This window comes from Paenibacillus sp. FSL M7-1046, assembly GCF_038007405.1.
Taxonomy (GTDB): Bacteria; Bacillota; Bacilli; order Paenibacillales; family Paenibacillaceae; genus Paenibacillus_AQ.
Genome location: NZ_JBBOXB010000001.1, coordinates 139959 through 155789, shown reverse-complemented (window position 1 = coordinate 155789; position 15831 = coordinate 139959). Strand labels below are relative to the sequence as shown.

Below are 15831 nucleotides of genomic sequence, written 5' to 3'. Positions count from 1 at the left end.
TGCTGTCCAGCCGTGAAGATAAAGGGGAACATTGATTATGGACAACGATCATCACCTGCAGCTTTGGGATCAGGTGCTTCTAAGAGTACTGGATATACGGCTGCGGCGGGTAGAAGCAGGTGAGTTTCATCTGCCTTATGTCCTGCCTGCAAGTTCTTTTATATTTTGTACGCACGGCAGCGGCGAGCTTTGGCTGGATGAAGAGATCTGGCTGGCTGATGGATTTTATCTGCTGCACGCAGGCAAAGGCAGGAGGCTTAAAGTAAATACGGAGAAGGGTATGGAGCTGTATTTCATTTTCTATAAAGCTGTTTTGCCGCAGAATTCCTTGCGTGAATTTCATATCCTGATGCAAACGGACAGCCCCTTCGATCATATGTGGGGAATTTCTCCAGCAGAGCCGCTGGAACTGCTCAGTCTTGCCCAACAGATGCTGGAGGGCTGGCATTCTGACAAAAGCCCTATAGGTAAGCTGCTGATAAAGGGAATGTTTATGCAATTCCTCCATCACGCTTTAAAGGATAAGCAGTACTGGAAAGCAGCTAAGCCATCAGTATCGGAGCAGGTTGTGCGGTATTTGTCACAGCATTATCGTGGTCAGGTATCCATTGAACGCTTAGCACAGCAGCTTAATTACAGTCCTCAATATATTTCACGGAAATTCAAAGAGCAGACCTGCTACAGCCCGCTTGACTATGTCATCAAACTTCGCATGCATAGAGCACAGGAGATGCTGCTTGCTACCAATGCTTCTTTGCAGGAAATCGCTACATATGTTGGCTATACTGACGTTGTATATTTCAACCGTATATTTAAAAAAAACATGGGTCTTGCTCCCGGAATGTTTAGAGCACAATTAGAAGCCGGTCAAAGGGATGTTTCGGATCATGCTATAAAGAAGTTAAATCCGTCTCTTGTTATCAAACTTATCCAACGATATCATATTGATGATAATGAAAATCATTATCAATATACGGAGGGTGGAGAGTTTGATATGCTTAACCATTACAAGAAAATGACCACAATGCTCAGCTTATGTGTCATGCTGCTGCTTGTTGCATGCGGAACATCTCAAGGCGGATCACAAGCTGCGGGGAGCAGCCAGGCGCCAAATGAACAACAGAATAAAGCGGTATCGACTCCGGCCATTCAGCCGGATGACGGATTGCCGCAGGAAACCAAAACTGTCTCTACGACATTTGGTGAAGTGGAAATTCCCGTCCATCCTCAACGGGTGGCTGCTATTTCCTATTTGGGTACTGTGCTTGCACTGGATGTTAAGCCCGTTGCGGCAGAGGAGTTTTTAATGTCAAGTCCATACCTTGAAGGAATGCTTGACGGTGTGGTGGATGTAGGCAACTCGCTGGAAAAGCTGCTTGAGATGGAACCTGATCTGATTATTAGTCATGTAACGGATCAAGAAACCTATGATAAGTATAAACAGATTGCTCCTACTGTTGTGATGCCGTACAATGCATTTGAATCCGTTGAAGCTGAAATGGACTATTTCGGCAAGGTGCTTGGCAAGGAGGAAGAAAGCCGGAAATGGAAGGAACAATTCAAGGAGCAGATAGCCAGCGCGAAGCAACAGGTACAGGAAGCTGTCTCAGAGAATGAAACGGTATCCGTTATGCAAGAGTTTGATGGTCTTGTATATTTGTTTGGCAGCAAGTCCGGCAGAGGCGGACGTATTATGTACGAGCAGTTGGAGATGAACCCTCCCGCAGTAGTACCCGAAAAAATGCTTCAGGAATCCTATGCTGAATTTTCATTGGAGCTATTGCCGGAGTATATGGGAGATTATCTTGTGCTAACCTCCGAATCCTCATTGGAGCAGCTGCAGGCTGATCCCATCTGGGGAATTCTTCCTCCGGTCAAGGAAGGACGCGTATATTTGTGGAATGAATCGAGTTCCTGGTACCGCGATCCCATTGCAATGCTTAATCAAATCAATGATTTAGCCGATTGGCTGGCTACTGCAGCGAAAGCTAACCTATAAACCGTAAATGCTGTGGAGACTCTGTCTGAGGATAGAGTCTCCTTTTGGTGCTCTATATTAGTTTCCGAGATCAGATTATCCGGCAGCAGGAAGATTCAGGCCTATACCTCCAAAATTATCTGCCGTAATGATATTATGTTTGTAGTCGTATTCAATGTGAGCCTCTACGTAGGTGAGGGACAGGTGCGGCAGAATGAATGGAGAAGTTACTGATCCAGCTTCAGATTGTAGATGATAGGAAGCCGGGAACAACGTTTATGGCCGATGTGCCATATGCTGTAAAGGGTGATGAAACTGTATGAACATTAAGGTGCTGATTGTTGAGGATGATCCGATGGTGGCGAAATTCAACCGCCATTATCTGGAGCAGGTGCAGGGTTTTGAGTTCGCAGGCTGGGCCTCTTCAGGCGATGAGGCTGCAAAGATGCTTGTGGATCGTGAAGTAGACCTGATACTGCTCGATATTTATATGCCGCATACCAACGGGCTGCAATTGCTGTCCTCCCTGCGGGAGCAGGGAAGCATGGTTGACGTTATTGTGATATCCGCAGCCAGCGACAATGGGAGCATCCGTAAAGCGCTGCAGCACGGGGCTGTTGATTATTTGATCAAGCCCTTTGAGTTCGCACGTTTTCAGGCGGCGCTGTCTGCATACCGGGAGGATCATCTGCTGATGAAGCATAGGGAGCATCTCAGCCAGGAGCAGCTTGACAAGCTGCTGCGGCATTCCCTGGGGAACGAGGAAGACAAGGCGGGCACTCTGCCCAAGGGACTTGCGGAAGGAACGCTGGAGAGCATTTGGAACACCATACAGCAGCTGGAAAGACCGGTATTCTCCACCGAGGATATTACGGCAAGTGCCCCGCTTTCGCGGATCTCTGTCCGTAAATATTTGGCTTTTCTCACGGAGGCCGGTGTGCTGGAGATGGAGATCAGCTATGGAGCGGTGGGCAGGCCGGTATATATGTACACAGTATCTGCTACGGGCCATGAAATTATAGCTAAATATATATAAGCGGCAGCTGCCACTCAAGAGGGACCTTCGGGTCCCTTTTTACTGTACTGGACAATCGTTGAACCGGACGTGGTTAATTGCATATACGCTATGGATTAGGGATTTCATCACTCCTCTATGAATTTAAGAAGCAAATACTAGGCATATTGGTCCTTTCTCTAAATAATATGTCGAATCTACTTGACAATGATAGGCCTTTTTGACTAGTGTTAACTCAAATATTGGTAGAGAGGATCATGCTCAGGATGGTAGGGTTGTCGATGAAATCATTGTTTTACAAGTTTTGTATGGTACTATGTTTGTTAATTCTGGGTCTTGCTATTTTTCCGCGTCCGTCGCTAGGTTCGGCTAATATTGTGAACCCTGGCCAGGTCTATTCCTATTCCACTATGGAAAGAGATATCAAGAGTCTGGCCGCTAAATATCCTGGTCTGATCACTTACAAATCGCTGGGTAAGACGATATACGGACGCGAATTGTGGGCAGTTCAGCTAGGGCGCGGGGAAGCCTCGCTGTTTCTGAATGGCTCGCACCATGCCCGGGAATGGATGACGACTTCACTGCTCATGAAAATGGCAGACTCGTATGCTGAGGCCTATGTCCAGGATCAGAAGCTGGGAAACTATAAGGTGAGAGATTTACTGAACAATGTCAGTATCTGGATCGTGCCGATGGTGAATCCGGATGGTGTCACGCTTTCTCAGCAGGGCACAGCGGGTTTGTCTAAGAGTCTAGCTTCCACACTGGTAGGCTACAATGGAGGAAGCAGTAATTTCAAACGCTGGAAAGCGAATATGCAAGGGCTCGACCTGAACCGCCAGTATCCAGCGAGCTGGAGCACGATCAGGAATACTTCGCCTTATCCGTCGTACCAGAACTACAAGGGTGTGAAACCGGCGCAAGCGCCGGAGATCCGGCTTATGATGGATTTCACTTATACCCTGGATCCGGAAATGACCATTTCCTATCACAGCTCCGGCGAGATTGTTTTCTGGAACTTCAACACGCTGGCAGCCAATCTGGCACGGGACAAAAAAATCGCCGCCGATGTCGGACTCTTTACCGGCTATTCTCTTGTGAAGCCGGAGAAGAATCCATCCGGTGGAGGCTACAAGGATTGGTTCATCCAGGAGTTTAAACGACCTGGCCTTACGATTGAAATCGGCTCGTACGCCGGTGAGGGGCCACTGCCGCTCAGCGCTTTTAATAACATCTGGGCGAAGAATAAGAAAGTCGGAGTGTATGCAGCTGCGGTCTCATATGATCTTTGGCTCAAGAAGCAGACGCTGGAGCAGGTTGGGCTAACCATGAATCTGTTCACACGATCGGCAGTATTCTCCGGTACCGGCAATTCGCCAGCCATAGGCACGCAGCAGCCGCAGGAAGTATATGTAATCGCACGTAAGGGAAACTGGTTCCAGATCAAGTACGGCAGCGGTGTGGGTTGGATTTGTCCTGCACCTGGCACATTGGCTGTCGTGGAGGCAGTAGAAGCCACTGCTCAATTGAATGCACAAACAAAGCTGTATAAGTATCCTGATCTTCTGGCTCCCAAGGCGGGCATCCTTCCGCCACAGAAGGTAGAGGTCAAAGGCAAGTACGCCAATTGGCTGCTGGTCTCGAGCTTGAACGGGACGTGGTGGATTGACGGAACTTCGCTTACTCTGGTAGAGGCTGCGGACCCTACGGCAGTGCCGCAGGGTGCAGAGGAAGTAAATAATAGCGCCGGAACTGAAAGCAACAGTATTAATGAAGGAGGAGCACCCTCCAAAGAAAACAGTAACGCAGCGGAAAGCAGCGGCGTTACTGAATAAAGCAGCACAGCAGAAGGCAGTTGAATTGTTGGTTGGTGAGTGTCGCGGCAGCGGCAGCTAAATCATAGCATCATGCAAAAGCGGCAGACCCGAAACTACAGGTCTGCTGTTTTTGCTTTCAGCCATGTATAAGCATCTGCACCAGGCATTTAAGATTAACTTAAGATTCTTGAAATATTGCCGAAAGGTTGAAGAGATATTCTTGGTTCATGCGTCCAATGAGAGAAGGGACAGAATCAGGAGAAGAGGTAAAGAAAGATGAAAGCAATACAGCGGACTATAATGCAAACATTAATGATCATATTGGTTATGGTCACAGGCATCCTGCCTTTACTGCAACCGGGGGTGGCCCAGGCGGAAGCGGCTCCACTTGCTGTAGATACGGCCCGGATTGACAAATTTGTGGAAATGATGCGCGAGAAGCTGGATATTCCGGGTGTGGCTGTCGGCATTGTGCAGGGAGACCAGACCGTCTACACCAAGGGATATGGAATTTCCGGCCCCGATGGTCAGCCCGTTACAGCGCAGACCCCTTTTATTCTAGGCTCAGTCTCCAAATCGTTTACGGCGCTGGCCATCATGCAATTGGTTGAACAAGGGAAGATTGACCTGGATGCGCCGGTGCAGCACTATTTGCCGGACTTCGAGCTTGCGGACAAGGAAGCGTCTAAAACTATTCTGGTCCGGCATTTACTGAATCAGAACAGCGGACTGTCCACTTTACATGGGCGGACAGCTTTTACCAACACGATGCCAACTATAGATGCACTTATACACAATCTGAAAGACACACCATTAACCGAGGCCGTCGGCAGCAAGTTTCAATATTCCAATTTCAATTACGATATACTGGGCGGAATTATTCAGGCGGTTTCCGGCAAGTCTTATGCTAAATATATCCAGGATCATGTGTATTCTCCTCTGGATATGCAGAACAGTTTTACTTCTACACCCGAAGCGAAACTGCAGGGATTGGCCACAGGATACAAGTCTGTCTTTGGTTTCATGGTTCCTTTTGAGCAGCCGGACAACCAATCCATGCTTGCGTCAGCCTATCTGATCTCAACCGCAGAAGATATGAACCATTATTTAATTGCTCAAATCAATGGCGGAAGGTTCCATGATGTCAGCGTGGCTACTGCGGAAAGTGTTGCCAAGATGCATCAGCCGGCCATTAAAGACCCTACCACCGACGGTAGTGAATACGGTATGGGCTGGGAGATCGTTAATGGTATTGTTCAGCATGCGGGTGATGTTGAGAGCTTTCACTCCGATATGAAGCTGGACGGGGACGTAGGTGTTGTGGTATTGATCAATGCTCATGATTATTTGGTCCGAGGCTACAAATTAAGCATGGTGGCTGATGGAATTCTTGACATTATACATGGCCGCGAGCCGATCGAGGATGCGGGCAGCGTTGTCGGTACTCATATTATCATTGATCTGGCTTGTGCAGCAGTGGCAATTATGCTGGGAGTGTCGGTTTTCAACCTGTTTAAACGCAAGAAAAGCTTTCGATTTACCCCGTTGCGGACCAGTGTATTCGCATTTTGCCTGCTTTTGTTTAATATAGTGCTGCCGATTACGGTTTTATACGGTCCTAGTCATATTTTTGCCCCGTGGAGAGTGGTGGTCTCCTTTCTGCCTGGAGTTGGACATCTCGTCTTTGTCCTGAGTATCCTATCTCTCGGGATCGGTGCTGCCAAGCTGATTGTACTGGTTCATAATCTGCGTCTGCACAGAATGAAGGGAAGCGGGAAAACGATCGCCAGCTAGAATTGAATAGAGGAAACGGGGCCGAACGCTCCAGCCGGAAGATTCGATATCTTCAGTAAACAGGGAATCAACTTTAGTGCCAGTCAGAGGTCTGGAAAGTACTTACAGAGCGCATCGGCTAGCTTGCAGTAAAAGTGCCGGATTCTACATCGTGGAGTCTGGCTGCTGCCAGCTAAGCTAAGTGTAACTCCCTTTACGTTACCGATCCCTAAGAAAGGCCAGCGAGAGAAAGTCACTGCCGCCAACCCCCACCAATGTAGGCCCTGATTCTGATTAAGGTCCATGCCGAAGCAGCCAAATACTGGAAAAGCGGGAACCTGGCCGAGAAGGTGATGTACATATTCAAGCGGATCAGCAACCAGGATACCGGAGAGCTGAACCGCAACCAGACCGTCGAGTTAGAGTAGAGCAGACGGTTTCGGAAGCAGGCTCTACACCAGGGAGATCAACAGGGATTCATCTGTTGGTCTCTTTTGCTGTGCAGCCGGAAGAAATAAATGTCACGCCTTAGGCTACTCAAGTGTTATATCTATAGAAACAGAAGAAATAGAAGAAAGGAGATCAACGTGGATTCTATAGAAGAGAAGATTAGAAGAATACAGGCCGGTGAGGCCCGCCTGTTCTCAGATGTGATCAGGCTGTACCAGCAGCGGATATACCTCTACTGCTTCCGGCTGCTGAACAGCAAGGAAGAGGCGGAGGATGCGGTGCAGGATGTCCTGATTAAGGCCTATCAGAATATCGGGCAATACAAGCCGCAGGCGGATTTCGTATCATGGCTCTACAAGATCGCTTACCACCATTGTCTGAATCAGTTGCGGCGGCAGAAATTTCAGCTTCAACTGCGCAAGCTGCTCCGGCAGGACGTTGCGGTGAACAGCGCCGAACAAATGGTTGAGAACCGCCTGTTCAGCGAGCCGGTCTCGGCCGCTCTGGGGAAGCTTGATGTGGAAGACCGGAACTTGTTGATTCTGCGAATATATGAAGATAAATCGTTTGCGGAAATCGGCGAAATTCTGGGCGTCAGTACGGCTACCGCACGCAAAAGATATGAACGGACCAGAGGCAAACTTAAAAAAGCGATTGAGAGAAAGGAGAAACAATTATGGGCAAGAGTGAATTGACTTCGGAGGAGCAGTTTCTGAAGGATGGAGACCGTTCGGCCAATTTGATCCCCGTTGATGTTCATGGACCGGTAATGAAAGCGCTCGGGCTTGGCGGGACCTTACCTGCTGCAGAAGAGCAGACAGCGCTGCAGACACTTCCGCCAAACGAAGGGGCTCCTAACGTGATGCGCAGGCTGGAGACAGAAGCCGCGGCTGGGCGGGGCCGGAGGAGATTCCTGCGGATTCCGGTGCAGGGCTGGGTGGCGGCACTCCTTGTATTGGTCTTGCTGGGCGGCGGCTATACCCAGTATTCCGGTGAAGTCCGGCAGGGGGCTGGAGCTCAGTATAAGGTGTTGCCGTATAAGCCGCTTCCGGCGACGACATCAGGTGGTATGATAGAGAAGCCGAATGAACCCTTGATTCCCTGGCCGGCCAAGGCGCAGCCGAGCAAAGAGGATGAACTCTACAAGATGAAATATTCAAAGGGCTACAATGCCATTGAGACGCTGCTGCTTCCTGGAGAGTATGCCACCTATGTTATCAAACGTGAAGACGGGAAAGAAGAATCTCATCTTGGCTTGTACTGCCCGCCGATCATAGTCAAGGACTATTCCACTTATAAGACCAGTGTCGAGAAGCACCACGCTCCGGAAGTGAAGCAGCCGGGGTATATGCCGGACGGGTATGCCTTGGACGAGGCGTTTATCAAGCCTTCTTTTATAAAAGTTGAAGATGACAAGCAGTTTAAAGGCGAAAGCGAGATAGACCTGGGAGACAACTTCCGGATGACCTGGAAACGGGAGAAGGCGGAGAACATTGCCTATGATTCTTCTACACTTGTGTACAAGAAGGGGAAGATTCAGGTGAGAATCAGTGCCTCACGAGTTGATGAAAAAGCTAAACCGGCAGAAAGCCTGATGTGGACCAAAACGACAAAGGTGGAGAATATTGATATTGGCGGCAAGCAGCTAATTTATCTCGAACCCTCCAGCAACGAAAAGATTGACCTGGGGTATAAGTATAGACTGGTCTGGTCTGACCCGGAAGCGCAGATCATCTATAATATGTCGGTTCGCCAGGAGAAATCTGAGTTGACCAAGGATGAGGTCATCCGCATTGCTGCCGGTATGATGAATTAAACGAATGCAGATATTACGCTCAGGGCTGTTTCGCTACCTATGATAGCGGGACAGCCCTCGCTGCCCCAGCAGCAAATCCAGTTACTTTAGTTACTAAATGTTTTTTTTAATTACGTAAGCTTCCAAGAACAGCATCTTTGCCGCTATGATTATTGTGAAAATATGCACAAGGGGGCAAAGATTACACATGAAAAAGAAAACAGCAGCTGCTCTTCTTCTCATTCTCTCCGTCATGCTTGTTATCGCTGGATGCGGTAACGGAAACAGCAACAACAATACCAGCAGCAACGCAAATGAGAACAAGAGCAAGAACAGCGCGACAAACGCGCCGAAAGAAACTGAAGCCGTTTCGGGGGCATCCGAAGCAAGCTATACACCGTTCGATCAATTAAAAGATAAATATGATATTATCATTGTCGGTGCAGGCGGGGCTGGGATGTCTGCTGCACTTGAGGCAAAAGAAAAAGGCATGAATCCGGTTATTTTGGAAAAAATGCCGGTTGCCGGCGGGAACACAACAAAGTCATCTTCCGGAATGAACGCTTCGCAAACGAAATTCCAAAAAGAGCAGGGCATTGAAGACAGCAATGATTTATTTTATGAAGAGACATTAAAAGGCGGTCATGATACCAACGATAAAGAAATGCTCCGTTTCTTCGTTGACAATTCAGCAAGTGCTATTGATTGGCTGGATTCCATCGGAATTCGCTTGAACAACATCACGATTACTGGCGGGATGAAGGAAAAACGTACACACCGTCCTGAAGATGGTTCAGCGGTCGGACAATACCTTGTCAAAGGTTTGGTGAAAAACGTACAAGAAAAAGGCATCCCGCTTTTTGTGAACGCGGATGTGAAGGAGATAACTGAAAAAGACGGCAAGGCAAACGGCGTCAAAGTCCTCTTTAACCAAAAGGATGAGAAAACCATTACAGCGGCTGCTGTTATTGTGACGACCGGCGGTTTCGGCGCGAATATGGATATGATTTCTAAAGTGAGACCTGACTTGGAAGGATATGTGACTACAAATCAGATCGGCAGCACCGGTGACGGCATCCAGATGATTGAGAAGCTCGGCGGCACGACAGTCGATATGGATCAAATTCAGGTTCACCCGACGGTGCAGCAGGACAAATCCTATCTCATTGGGGAAGCTGTCCGCGGTGAAGGCGCTCTGCTTGTCTCAAGTGAAGGCAAACGGTTCACCAATGAACTGGACACGCGGGACAAAGTCACGGCTGCAATCAATACACTTCCTGAGAAATCGGCTTTCCTTGTATTTGATTCCGGCGTAAAGACCCGTGTTAAAGCGATTGAACAGTACGATAAGATGGGCTTTGTGATCCAAGGAGATTCTATCGAGGCATTGGCCAAAGAAATGAATGTCCCGACAGATCAGCTGCAAAAGACACTGGACACCTGGAACAGCTCGGTGAAGAATAAAAAGGATGCTGAATTCGGCAGAACTACAGGAATGGACAACGACTTGTCCGGTGCGCCATACTATGCTATTAAAATCGGCCCCGGGATCCATTACACCATGGGCGGCGTAAAAATCAACACGAACACAGAAGTTCTGAATAAAGACGGCAAACCTATTACAGGACTGTTTGCGGCTGGGGAAGTTGTAGGCGGCCTGCACGGACAAAACCGGATCGGCGGCAACTCTGTAGCAGAAATCATTATTTTTGGCCGTCAGGCAGGTATTAAATCTGCTGAATTCGTAAAAGCACAATAAGTAATCAATACCTCTTCTACTAGGCAGAATAAAAGCTTGGGCTCAACAGAGCCCAAGCTTTTTGCTGCTTTTATGCCTGTACGGCGGGAGAAGGAGACGGCTTGCTTGACCGGGTCAGCGAGAACAGCTCCAGCTCGGGCCGGTATTTGCCGGCAAGGGTATCGGCCAGAAGCTCGGCAGCGATCATGCTGTAGACCGTGCCGTTTCCGCCATATCCTTCAATGAAATAGCAGTGGGGATACTCTGGATGCGGGCCCATATAGGGCAGTCCGTCCCGGGTTGAGCCGAAGACGGCTCCCCATGAATATTCCGCTTCGATCCCCCGGATTTCCGGGAAGAGGGTTTCCAGCTCTTCAAGCAGCCGCTGGCCCTGGGAGAGCACGCGGATATCCCGGCGCTCCGGATCGGTCAACGGCTCATCTTTGCCTCCCGCAATAATGCGGTTATCCGGCGTAGTCCGGAAATAGAGGTACGGGCGGGCAGTTTCCCAGATCAGGCTCCGCTCATACCACTTAGGCAAATGTTCAAGCGGTTTTGTCATAATGGCGTAGGTATTAATGAGCTCGGCGCCACGGTCCTTTTTCATCTCCTGGGTTTCGTAGCCCATGGCAAAAATCACTTTCTTGGCGAAGATCCGTCCGTTCTCGGTAATGCAGGTTACACCCTCCGCGCTGTATTCATAATGCCGTGCCCGGGTATGCTCATAGACGCGGACTCCGTTGTCACGGGCCTTGTCAATCAGGCTGTGAACAGTCCGGAAAGGATTTGTCTCCGCATCGCCCTTGGAATACAGCGCGGCTGGTTTGGAGAAGGCGTAATGTGAGCTGACCTTGTCCTGCTCCCAGAATTCCGAATCAAAGCCGTGCGCTACCAGATTCTCATGCTCCAGCTTCAGGGTTGGCACATCTTCCGGTGTGCTTGCATACAGCAGGCTGCTGCGGGGAATAATCTGGGGATCAATGTTCAGCTTGTCCGGCAGCTCGAGAATTCTCCTGCTAGCCTGCTGGCACAGCTTATAGAACAGCACACCGTTTGCTTCTCCAAACGTATTCATGCAGGCAGTCAGCGATTTGTCGTTGGCTATCTGCAGCAGGCCGGTATTGGCATGGGAGCTTCCGCCTCCAATTGCTCTTTTATCAATGAGAACTATATCTGCTCCGCTTAAAGATAAGCGGTAGGAGGACATGGCTCCGCCCATGCCTCCGCCAACAATCAGGCAATCGCATGTAATATCCCCTTCAAGCGCAGGATAGGATGGAGGATTTGGAAATGAGCTGCCCCAAGGCAGCTGCCCGCTGTTTAGTTTCATTTGTTGATCTCTCCTTTATGAGATACAGATAGGGTAGTTTCGCCGGCTTTGCCCGCTCTTATGCACGGGTTTAACCGGCATTCATCCGGGAGCACGCATAACATCCATGCACACATAATGTGCTTGGATACGCGGCATAATAACGACTGCTTGAACCATTTACAAGGAGGGAAATACACACTATGCAATCGAACCAAATGCAGGCGCTTAGCGGCAAAGAAGTGGAATACATCGCTGACTCCATCTCTAATGAGGATCTGTTGATCAAGCAGCTGGCCGCAACCGCCGGGACGACTCAGAACGCCACGGTGCACCAAATCTGCGTGCAACAAATCCAAAGCCATACTGGTCATATGAATACACTTGTACAGCTGCTGGAGCAGCATCAGCAATACGCACCGACACAGCCGCAATAAAGCGGCCAGGTGTTAGTATGGAAAGCAATTTCAACACTAAACTATTGAGGGGGTAATATTGTGTACGCACAAAACGGATCGGCATTTATGTCGGATGAGGATTTGCTCAATACAGTGCTTGCAGATTTGAAACGGACGGTACGCGAATATACGACCGCTGCGACGGAGTCGAATTGTCCGACTGTACGCCGGGTGTTCAACGACCTGACCATGGATACTTTACACCTGCAGGGGGAACTGTACACGAAGATGTCCCAAATGAACATGTACACTACGCCAGGCAAGGCACTGCGCCAAGATATTGACAAGCAGATTCAGACCGCTCACCAGACCCAGCAGAAATGCCAGCAGTTCGTGCAGCAAAAAACAGGTGCAGCCGGAACAAACGCACATTATGGAAATGTTCCCCAGCATCAGCCGAATGTACAAAGCTCTTACTATATGTAACCTTCCTGCCGGGGGGTGAAGCAACGAAGGGCTTGACCTGTTCGTGCGTAAAAACCTCTGCAGCTAAAGCCGTCCGCTATCCGCCGGATTTCCTCCGGAGGGGTGGACGGTTTTTTGGGTTGGCGACCCTTATTTCGAGCACTGCCCCGTCTTTCCTGCGGGGTTATTTTGTTTGCAGAACTGCCATTTTCGTGTCATATTAGTATTAAACTCTTTTCGCAGGACGATGCGTGATTTTTACGCAGTTGCCGGTGCGAACTATCCGGAGGGAAGGCATGAAGGAAATGAATGAATTGAAGCGGAAAGTGCTGGAACTGCTCAAGGAGGACGCCCGAAGCTCTACGGCGCTGATGGCGACGTTGCTCGGAGCGGAAGAAGATGATGTTAAGACGGTAATTGAGCAAATGGAGAAAGATCATGTCATTGTAAAATATGCTACTGTCGTGAATTGGGATAAAGTGGATGACGAACGGGTGACCGCATTGATCGAGGTGCAGATCACGCCTGAACGGGGCCGCGGATTTGAAGGCATTGCCGAACGGATCTATCTGTACCCGCAGGTCAAATCGGTCTATTTGATGTCCGGCGCCTACGATCTATTAGTGGAAGTGGAAGGGCGCAACCTGCGCGAAGTCGCCAATTTTGTCTCCGAGAAGCTGTCTCCGATTGATTCGGTGCTCTCTACTAAAACCAACTTTACCCTCAAAAAATACAAACAGGACGGTATCATCTTTGAAGAGCATGAAGAGGACAAGCGTCTGATGATATCTCCGTAAAGGAAGTAATGATATGATCACCAATGAACCCAAACCAACCGGAGATACAGGTAAATCAATGAATTCATATTTGGCACCGCTGGTTCAGCAAATCCAGCCCTCAGGCATCCGCAAGTTTTTTGACATGGCGGCAGGCAGCAAGGATATCATTTCCCTCGGGGTCGGGGAGCCGGACTTCAAGACCCCATGGCATGTCCGCGAAGCCTGTGTCTATTCGCTTGAGAGAGGTTTTACCGGATATACCTCCAATGCAGGGATGCCGGAGCTGCGTGAAGGCATTGCCAATTATCTTCAATCTCGTTTCGCTGTTGAGTATAATCCCGCTAATCAGATTATCGCCACGGTAGGCGGAAGTGAAGCAATTGATTTGGCACTCCGCGCATTGATCGCACCGGGAGATGAAATTCTCATACCTGAGCCCTGCTATATTTCGTATTCGCCGATTACTGCAATTGGCGGAGGCATTCCGGTCGGGATCGAGACCTTTGGAGAAAATAACTTCAAACTTACGGCAGAGGCGCTTGAAGCCAAAATTACACCGCGCTCGAAAATATTGATCCTCTGTTACCCGAGCAATCCGACGGGGGCGATCATGAGCCGGGAAGACTGGGAACCGATTGCCAAAGTCGTCGAGAAGCATGATCTCATTGTGATTTCAGATGAAATCTATGCCGAATTGACCTATGGAAGCAATCATGTGAGCTTCCCATCACTGCCGGGGATGATCGACCGGACCATTCTGGTCAGCGGCTTCTCCAAAGCGTTTGCGATGACCGGATGGCGGATGGGTTATGCCTGCGGCCACCCCGATTTGATCTCGGCCATGCTGAAGATTCATCAGTATACCGTAATGTGCGCCCCTTCCATGGGGCAGGTAGCTGCGCTGGAGGCCTTGACCAACGGTATGGAAGAGAAAGACCGGATGACGGATTCCTACAATCAGCGGCGGCGCCTGATCGTCAAAGGCCTGCGCGATGCGGGATTGGACTGCCATGAGCCGCAAGGCGCGTTCTACGCTTTTCCAAGCATACGCCGTACCGGACTGACCTCAGATCAATTTGCCCAACGTCTCTTGCTGGAGTACAAGGTAGCTGCTGTTCCTGGCAGTGTATTCGGCTTAGGCGGCGAAGGTTATCTGCGCTGTTCCTATGCCACATCGGTATCCCAGCTGAACGAGGCGATAGAGCGGATAGGTGAATTCGTCTTACAGCTGGAACGTGAACGGACTGAATAAGGCAGTGAGATGAAGTTTAGGAGGGATGATTGTGCTCTGCGCCGATTGTTACTTGCCTTCCTATAGCGGGGAATGTTATCCGGGAAACGGAAAACGGTCCTGCAAGGCGGATGCTTTAACTCGCAAACTCTCTCTGGAAGATGAGATTCAGGCACTTCGCAGCAGAATGGAGCAGCTCTTTATACAGGAGAAATCCTTCACCTCAGATATTGTGATTGAAATCAGCAGTTTGCTGGACCTGAAGATTAATGAATATATGAGAGGACGTATGCGCAGGGATTGACTGCACATACATCCATTTGGAGATGGAGGGCCTTAGGGCCCTCTTTCTATTTCTCGCTGAAAATAGATGTATCATATTACTAGTAAATTCCTTATAATGGGTTATGAATGAACAATCATTCATTTTACGGAGGTGTCTATGAGCATTCAAAGCAAAATGCTGGAGCAGAGATTTATCGACGGCTTTGAGCAACTCGCTCCAGATCAGGCAACGCGCCAAATTATAACTCACGCGCTCGAGGTTTTTTCGAGGAAAGGATTTGCCGGGACCAAAATCAAGGATATTGCGGCCAGTGCAGGATTCAGCCAGGGGTATGTATATATGTATTTCAAATCGAAGGAGGAGATCTTCACCAAGATTGTCGAACTGGCGTCGGAAGGGGCAGGACGATCTGTGCAATATGCAGCGGAGCTGGAAGGGACTGCTATGGAGAGAATCACTTGGCTGACCGAGGCGTTTCTGTCCCCGGGCAGTCTTGCGATGCAGCATTGGCGGCTGATTCTTTTACAGACAGCAACCTCCGAAGCTATCCCGGAAGAAGCAAAGCGGATCTCGAAGGAGAAGATTAGAGAGCCTTTTGAGCAGCTGATTCCGCTTATTATGGAAGGCCAGCGGGCCTTGGAGATTGTGGATGGCGATCCGCTGGAGCTGGCGATAGCTTATTTTTCATTCATCCAGGGGCTGGGAATCGCAAGATCTCAGGCCACGGAGCAGAATTCTTTTCCTACTACAGAGCTGGTGCTGCGCTTTTTGAAGAGAAGCTAACAGAAGCGGACATT

At 49.3% G+C, this 15831-nt stretch carries 14 protein-coding genes; 13 read left to right on the top strand and 1 reads right to left on the bottom strand.

The window, feature by feature from the left end:
* Positions 1-37: 37 nt before the first annotated feature.
* The 7 genes from NYE29_RS00585 (at position 38) to NYE29_RS00555 (ending at position 10587) form a co-directional block, all read left to right on the top strand.
* Positions 38-1999: an AraC family transcriptional regulator gene (locus tag NYE29_RS00585; protein ID WP_076111472.1), complete on the top strand. Its 1962-nt coding sequence runs from the start codon at positions 38-40 to the stop codon at positions 1997-1999.
* 298 nt (positions 2000-2297) lie between these two features.
* A complete protein-coding gene (locus NYE29_RS00580) occupies positions 2298-3014 on the top strand; it encodes a response regulator (RefSeq protein WP_076111474.1) in 717 nt (238 codons plus the stop codon).
* Between the two features lie 389 nt (positions 3015-3403).
* The gene (locus NYE29_RS00575; protein ID WP_340893808.1) at positions 3404-4828 is read left to right on the top strand and encodes a M14 family metallocarboxypeptidase; all 1425 of its coding nucleotides are present in this window, start codon (positions 3404-3406) and stop codon (positions 4826-4828) included.
* 258 nt (positions 4829-5086) lie between these two features.
* Positions 5087-6604 carry a serine hydrolase domain-containing protein gene (locus NYE29_RS00570; protein ID WP_083675697.1) on the top strand — a complete coding sequence of 506 codons (1518 nt, stop codon included), beginning with the start codon at positions 5087-5089 and terminating at the stop codon, positions 6602-6604.
* Positions 6605-7170: 566 nt separating this feature from the next.
* Positions 7171-7728: an RNA polymerase sigma factor gene (locus NYE29_RS00565; RefSeq protein ID WP_256718140.1), complete on the top strand. Its 558-nt coding sequence runs from the start codon at positions 7171-7173 to the stop codon at positions 7726-7728.
* Positions 7710-8849, top strand: a complete 1140-nt coding sequence (locus tag NYE29_RS00560) for a DUF4367 domain-containing protein (RefSeq protein WP_340893805.1) — start codon at positions 7710-7712, stop codon at positions 8847-8849. Before NYE29_RS00565 ends, NYE29_RS00560 begins: the two co-directional genes overlap by 19 nt.
* 187 nt (positions 8850-9036) lie before the next feature.
* On the top strand, positions 9037-10587 hold the full coding sequence (locus tag NYE29_RS00555; protein ID WP_076111479.1) for a flavocytochrome c: 1551 nt from the start codon (positions 9037-9039) through the stop codon (positions 10585-10587).
* Positions 10588-10657: 70 nt separating this feature from the next.
* Here NYE29_RS00555 and NYE29_RS00550 read toward each other — a convergent pair whose 3' ends face one another.
* Positions 10658-11896 (bottom strand): NAD(P)/FAD-dependent oxidoreductase, encoded by a 1239-nt coding sequence (locus NYE29_RS00550; RefSeq protein ID WP_076111481.1) that lies wholly within the window; start codon positions 11894-11896, stop codon positions 10658-10660.
* Positions 11897-12078: 182 nt separating this feature from the next.
* Between NYE29_RS00550 and NYE29_RS00545 the strand changes: the two genes are divergently transcribed.
* The 6 genes from NYE29_RS00545 (at position 12079) to NYE29_RS00520 (ending at position 15817) form a co-directional block, all read left to right on the top strand.
* The gene (locus NYE29_RS00545) at positions 12079-12312 is read left to right on the top strand and encodes a hypothetical protein (protein ID WP_076111483.1); all 234 of its coding nucleotides are present in this window, start codon (positions 12079-12081) and stop codon (positions 12310-12312) included.
* Between the two features lie 60 nt (positions 12313-12372).
* Positions 12373-12759, top strand: a complete 387-nt coding sequence (locus NYE29_RS00540) for a spore coat protein (protein WP_076111485.1) — start codon at positions 12373-12375, stop codon at positions 12757-12759.
* A gap of 275 nt (positions 12760-13034) precedes the next feature.
* On the top strand, positions 13035-13535 hold the full coding sequence (locus NYE29_RS00535; protein ID WP_038588292.1) for an Lrp/AsnC family transcriptional regulator: 501 nt from the start codon (positions 13035-13037) through the stop codon (positions 13533-13535).
* Between the two features lie 13 nt (positions 13536-13548).
* Positions 13549-14769 (top strand): aminotransferase class I/II-fold pyridoxal phosphate-dependent enzyme, encoded by a 1221-nt coding sequence (locus NYE29_RS00530; protein ID WP_076111486.1) that lies wholly within the window; start codon positions 13549-13551, stop codon positions 14767-14769.
* A 25-nt stretch (positions 14770-14794) separates the two neighbouring features.
* Complete coding sequence (locus tag NYE29_RS00525; protein ID WP_076111487.1) at positions 14795-15052, top strand: aspartyl-phosphate phosphatase Spo0E family protein; 258 nt, start codon at positions 14795-14797, stop codon at positions 15050-15052.
* A gap of 138 nt (positions 15053-15190) precedes the next feature.
* Complete coding sequence (locus tag NYE29_RS00520; protein ID WP_083675699.1) at positions 15191-15817, top strand: TetR/AcrR family transcriptional regulator; 627 nt, start codon at positions 15191-15193, stop codon at positions 15815-15817.
* The last annotated feature ends 14 nt before the right edge of the window (positions 15818-15831 follow it).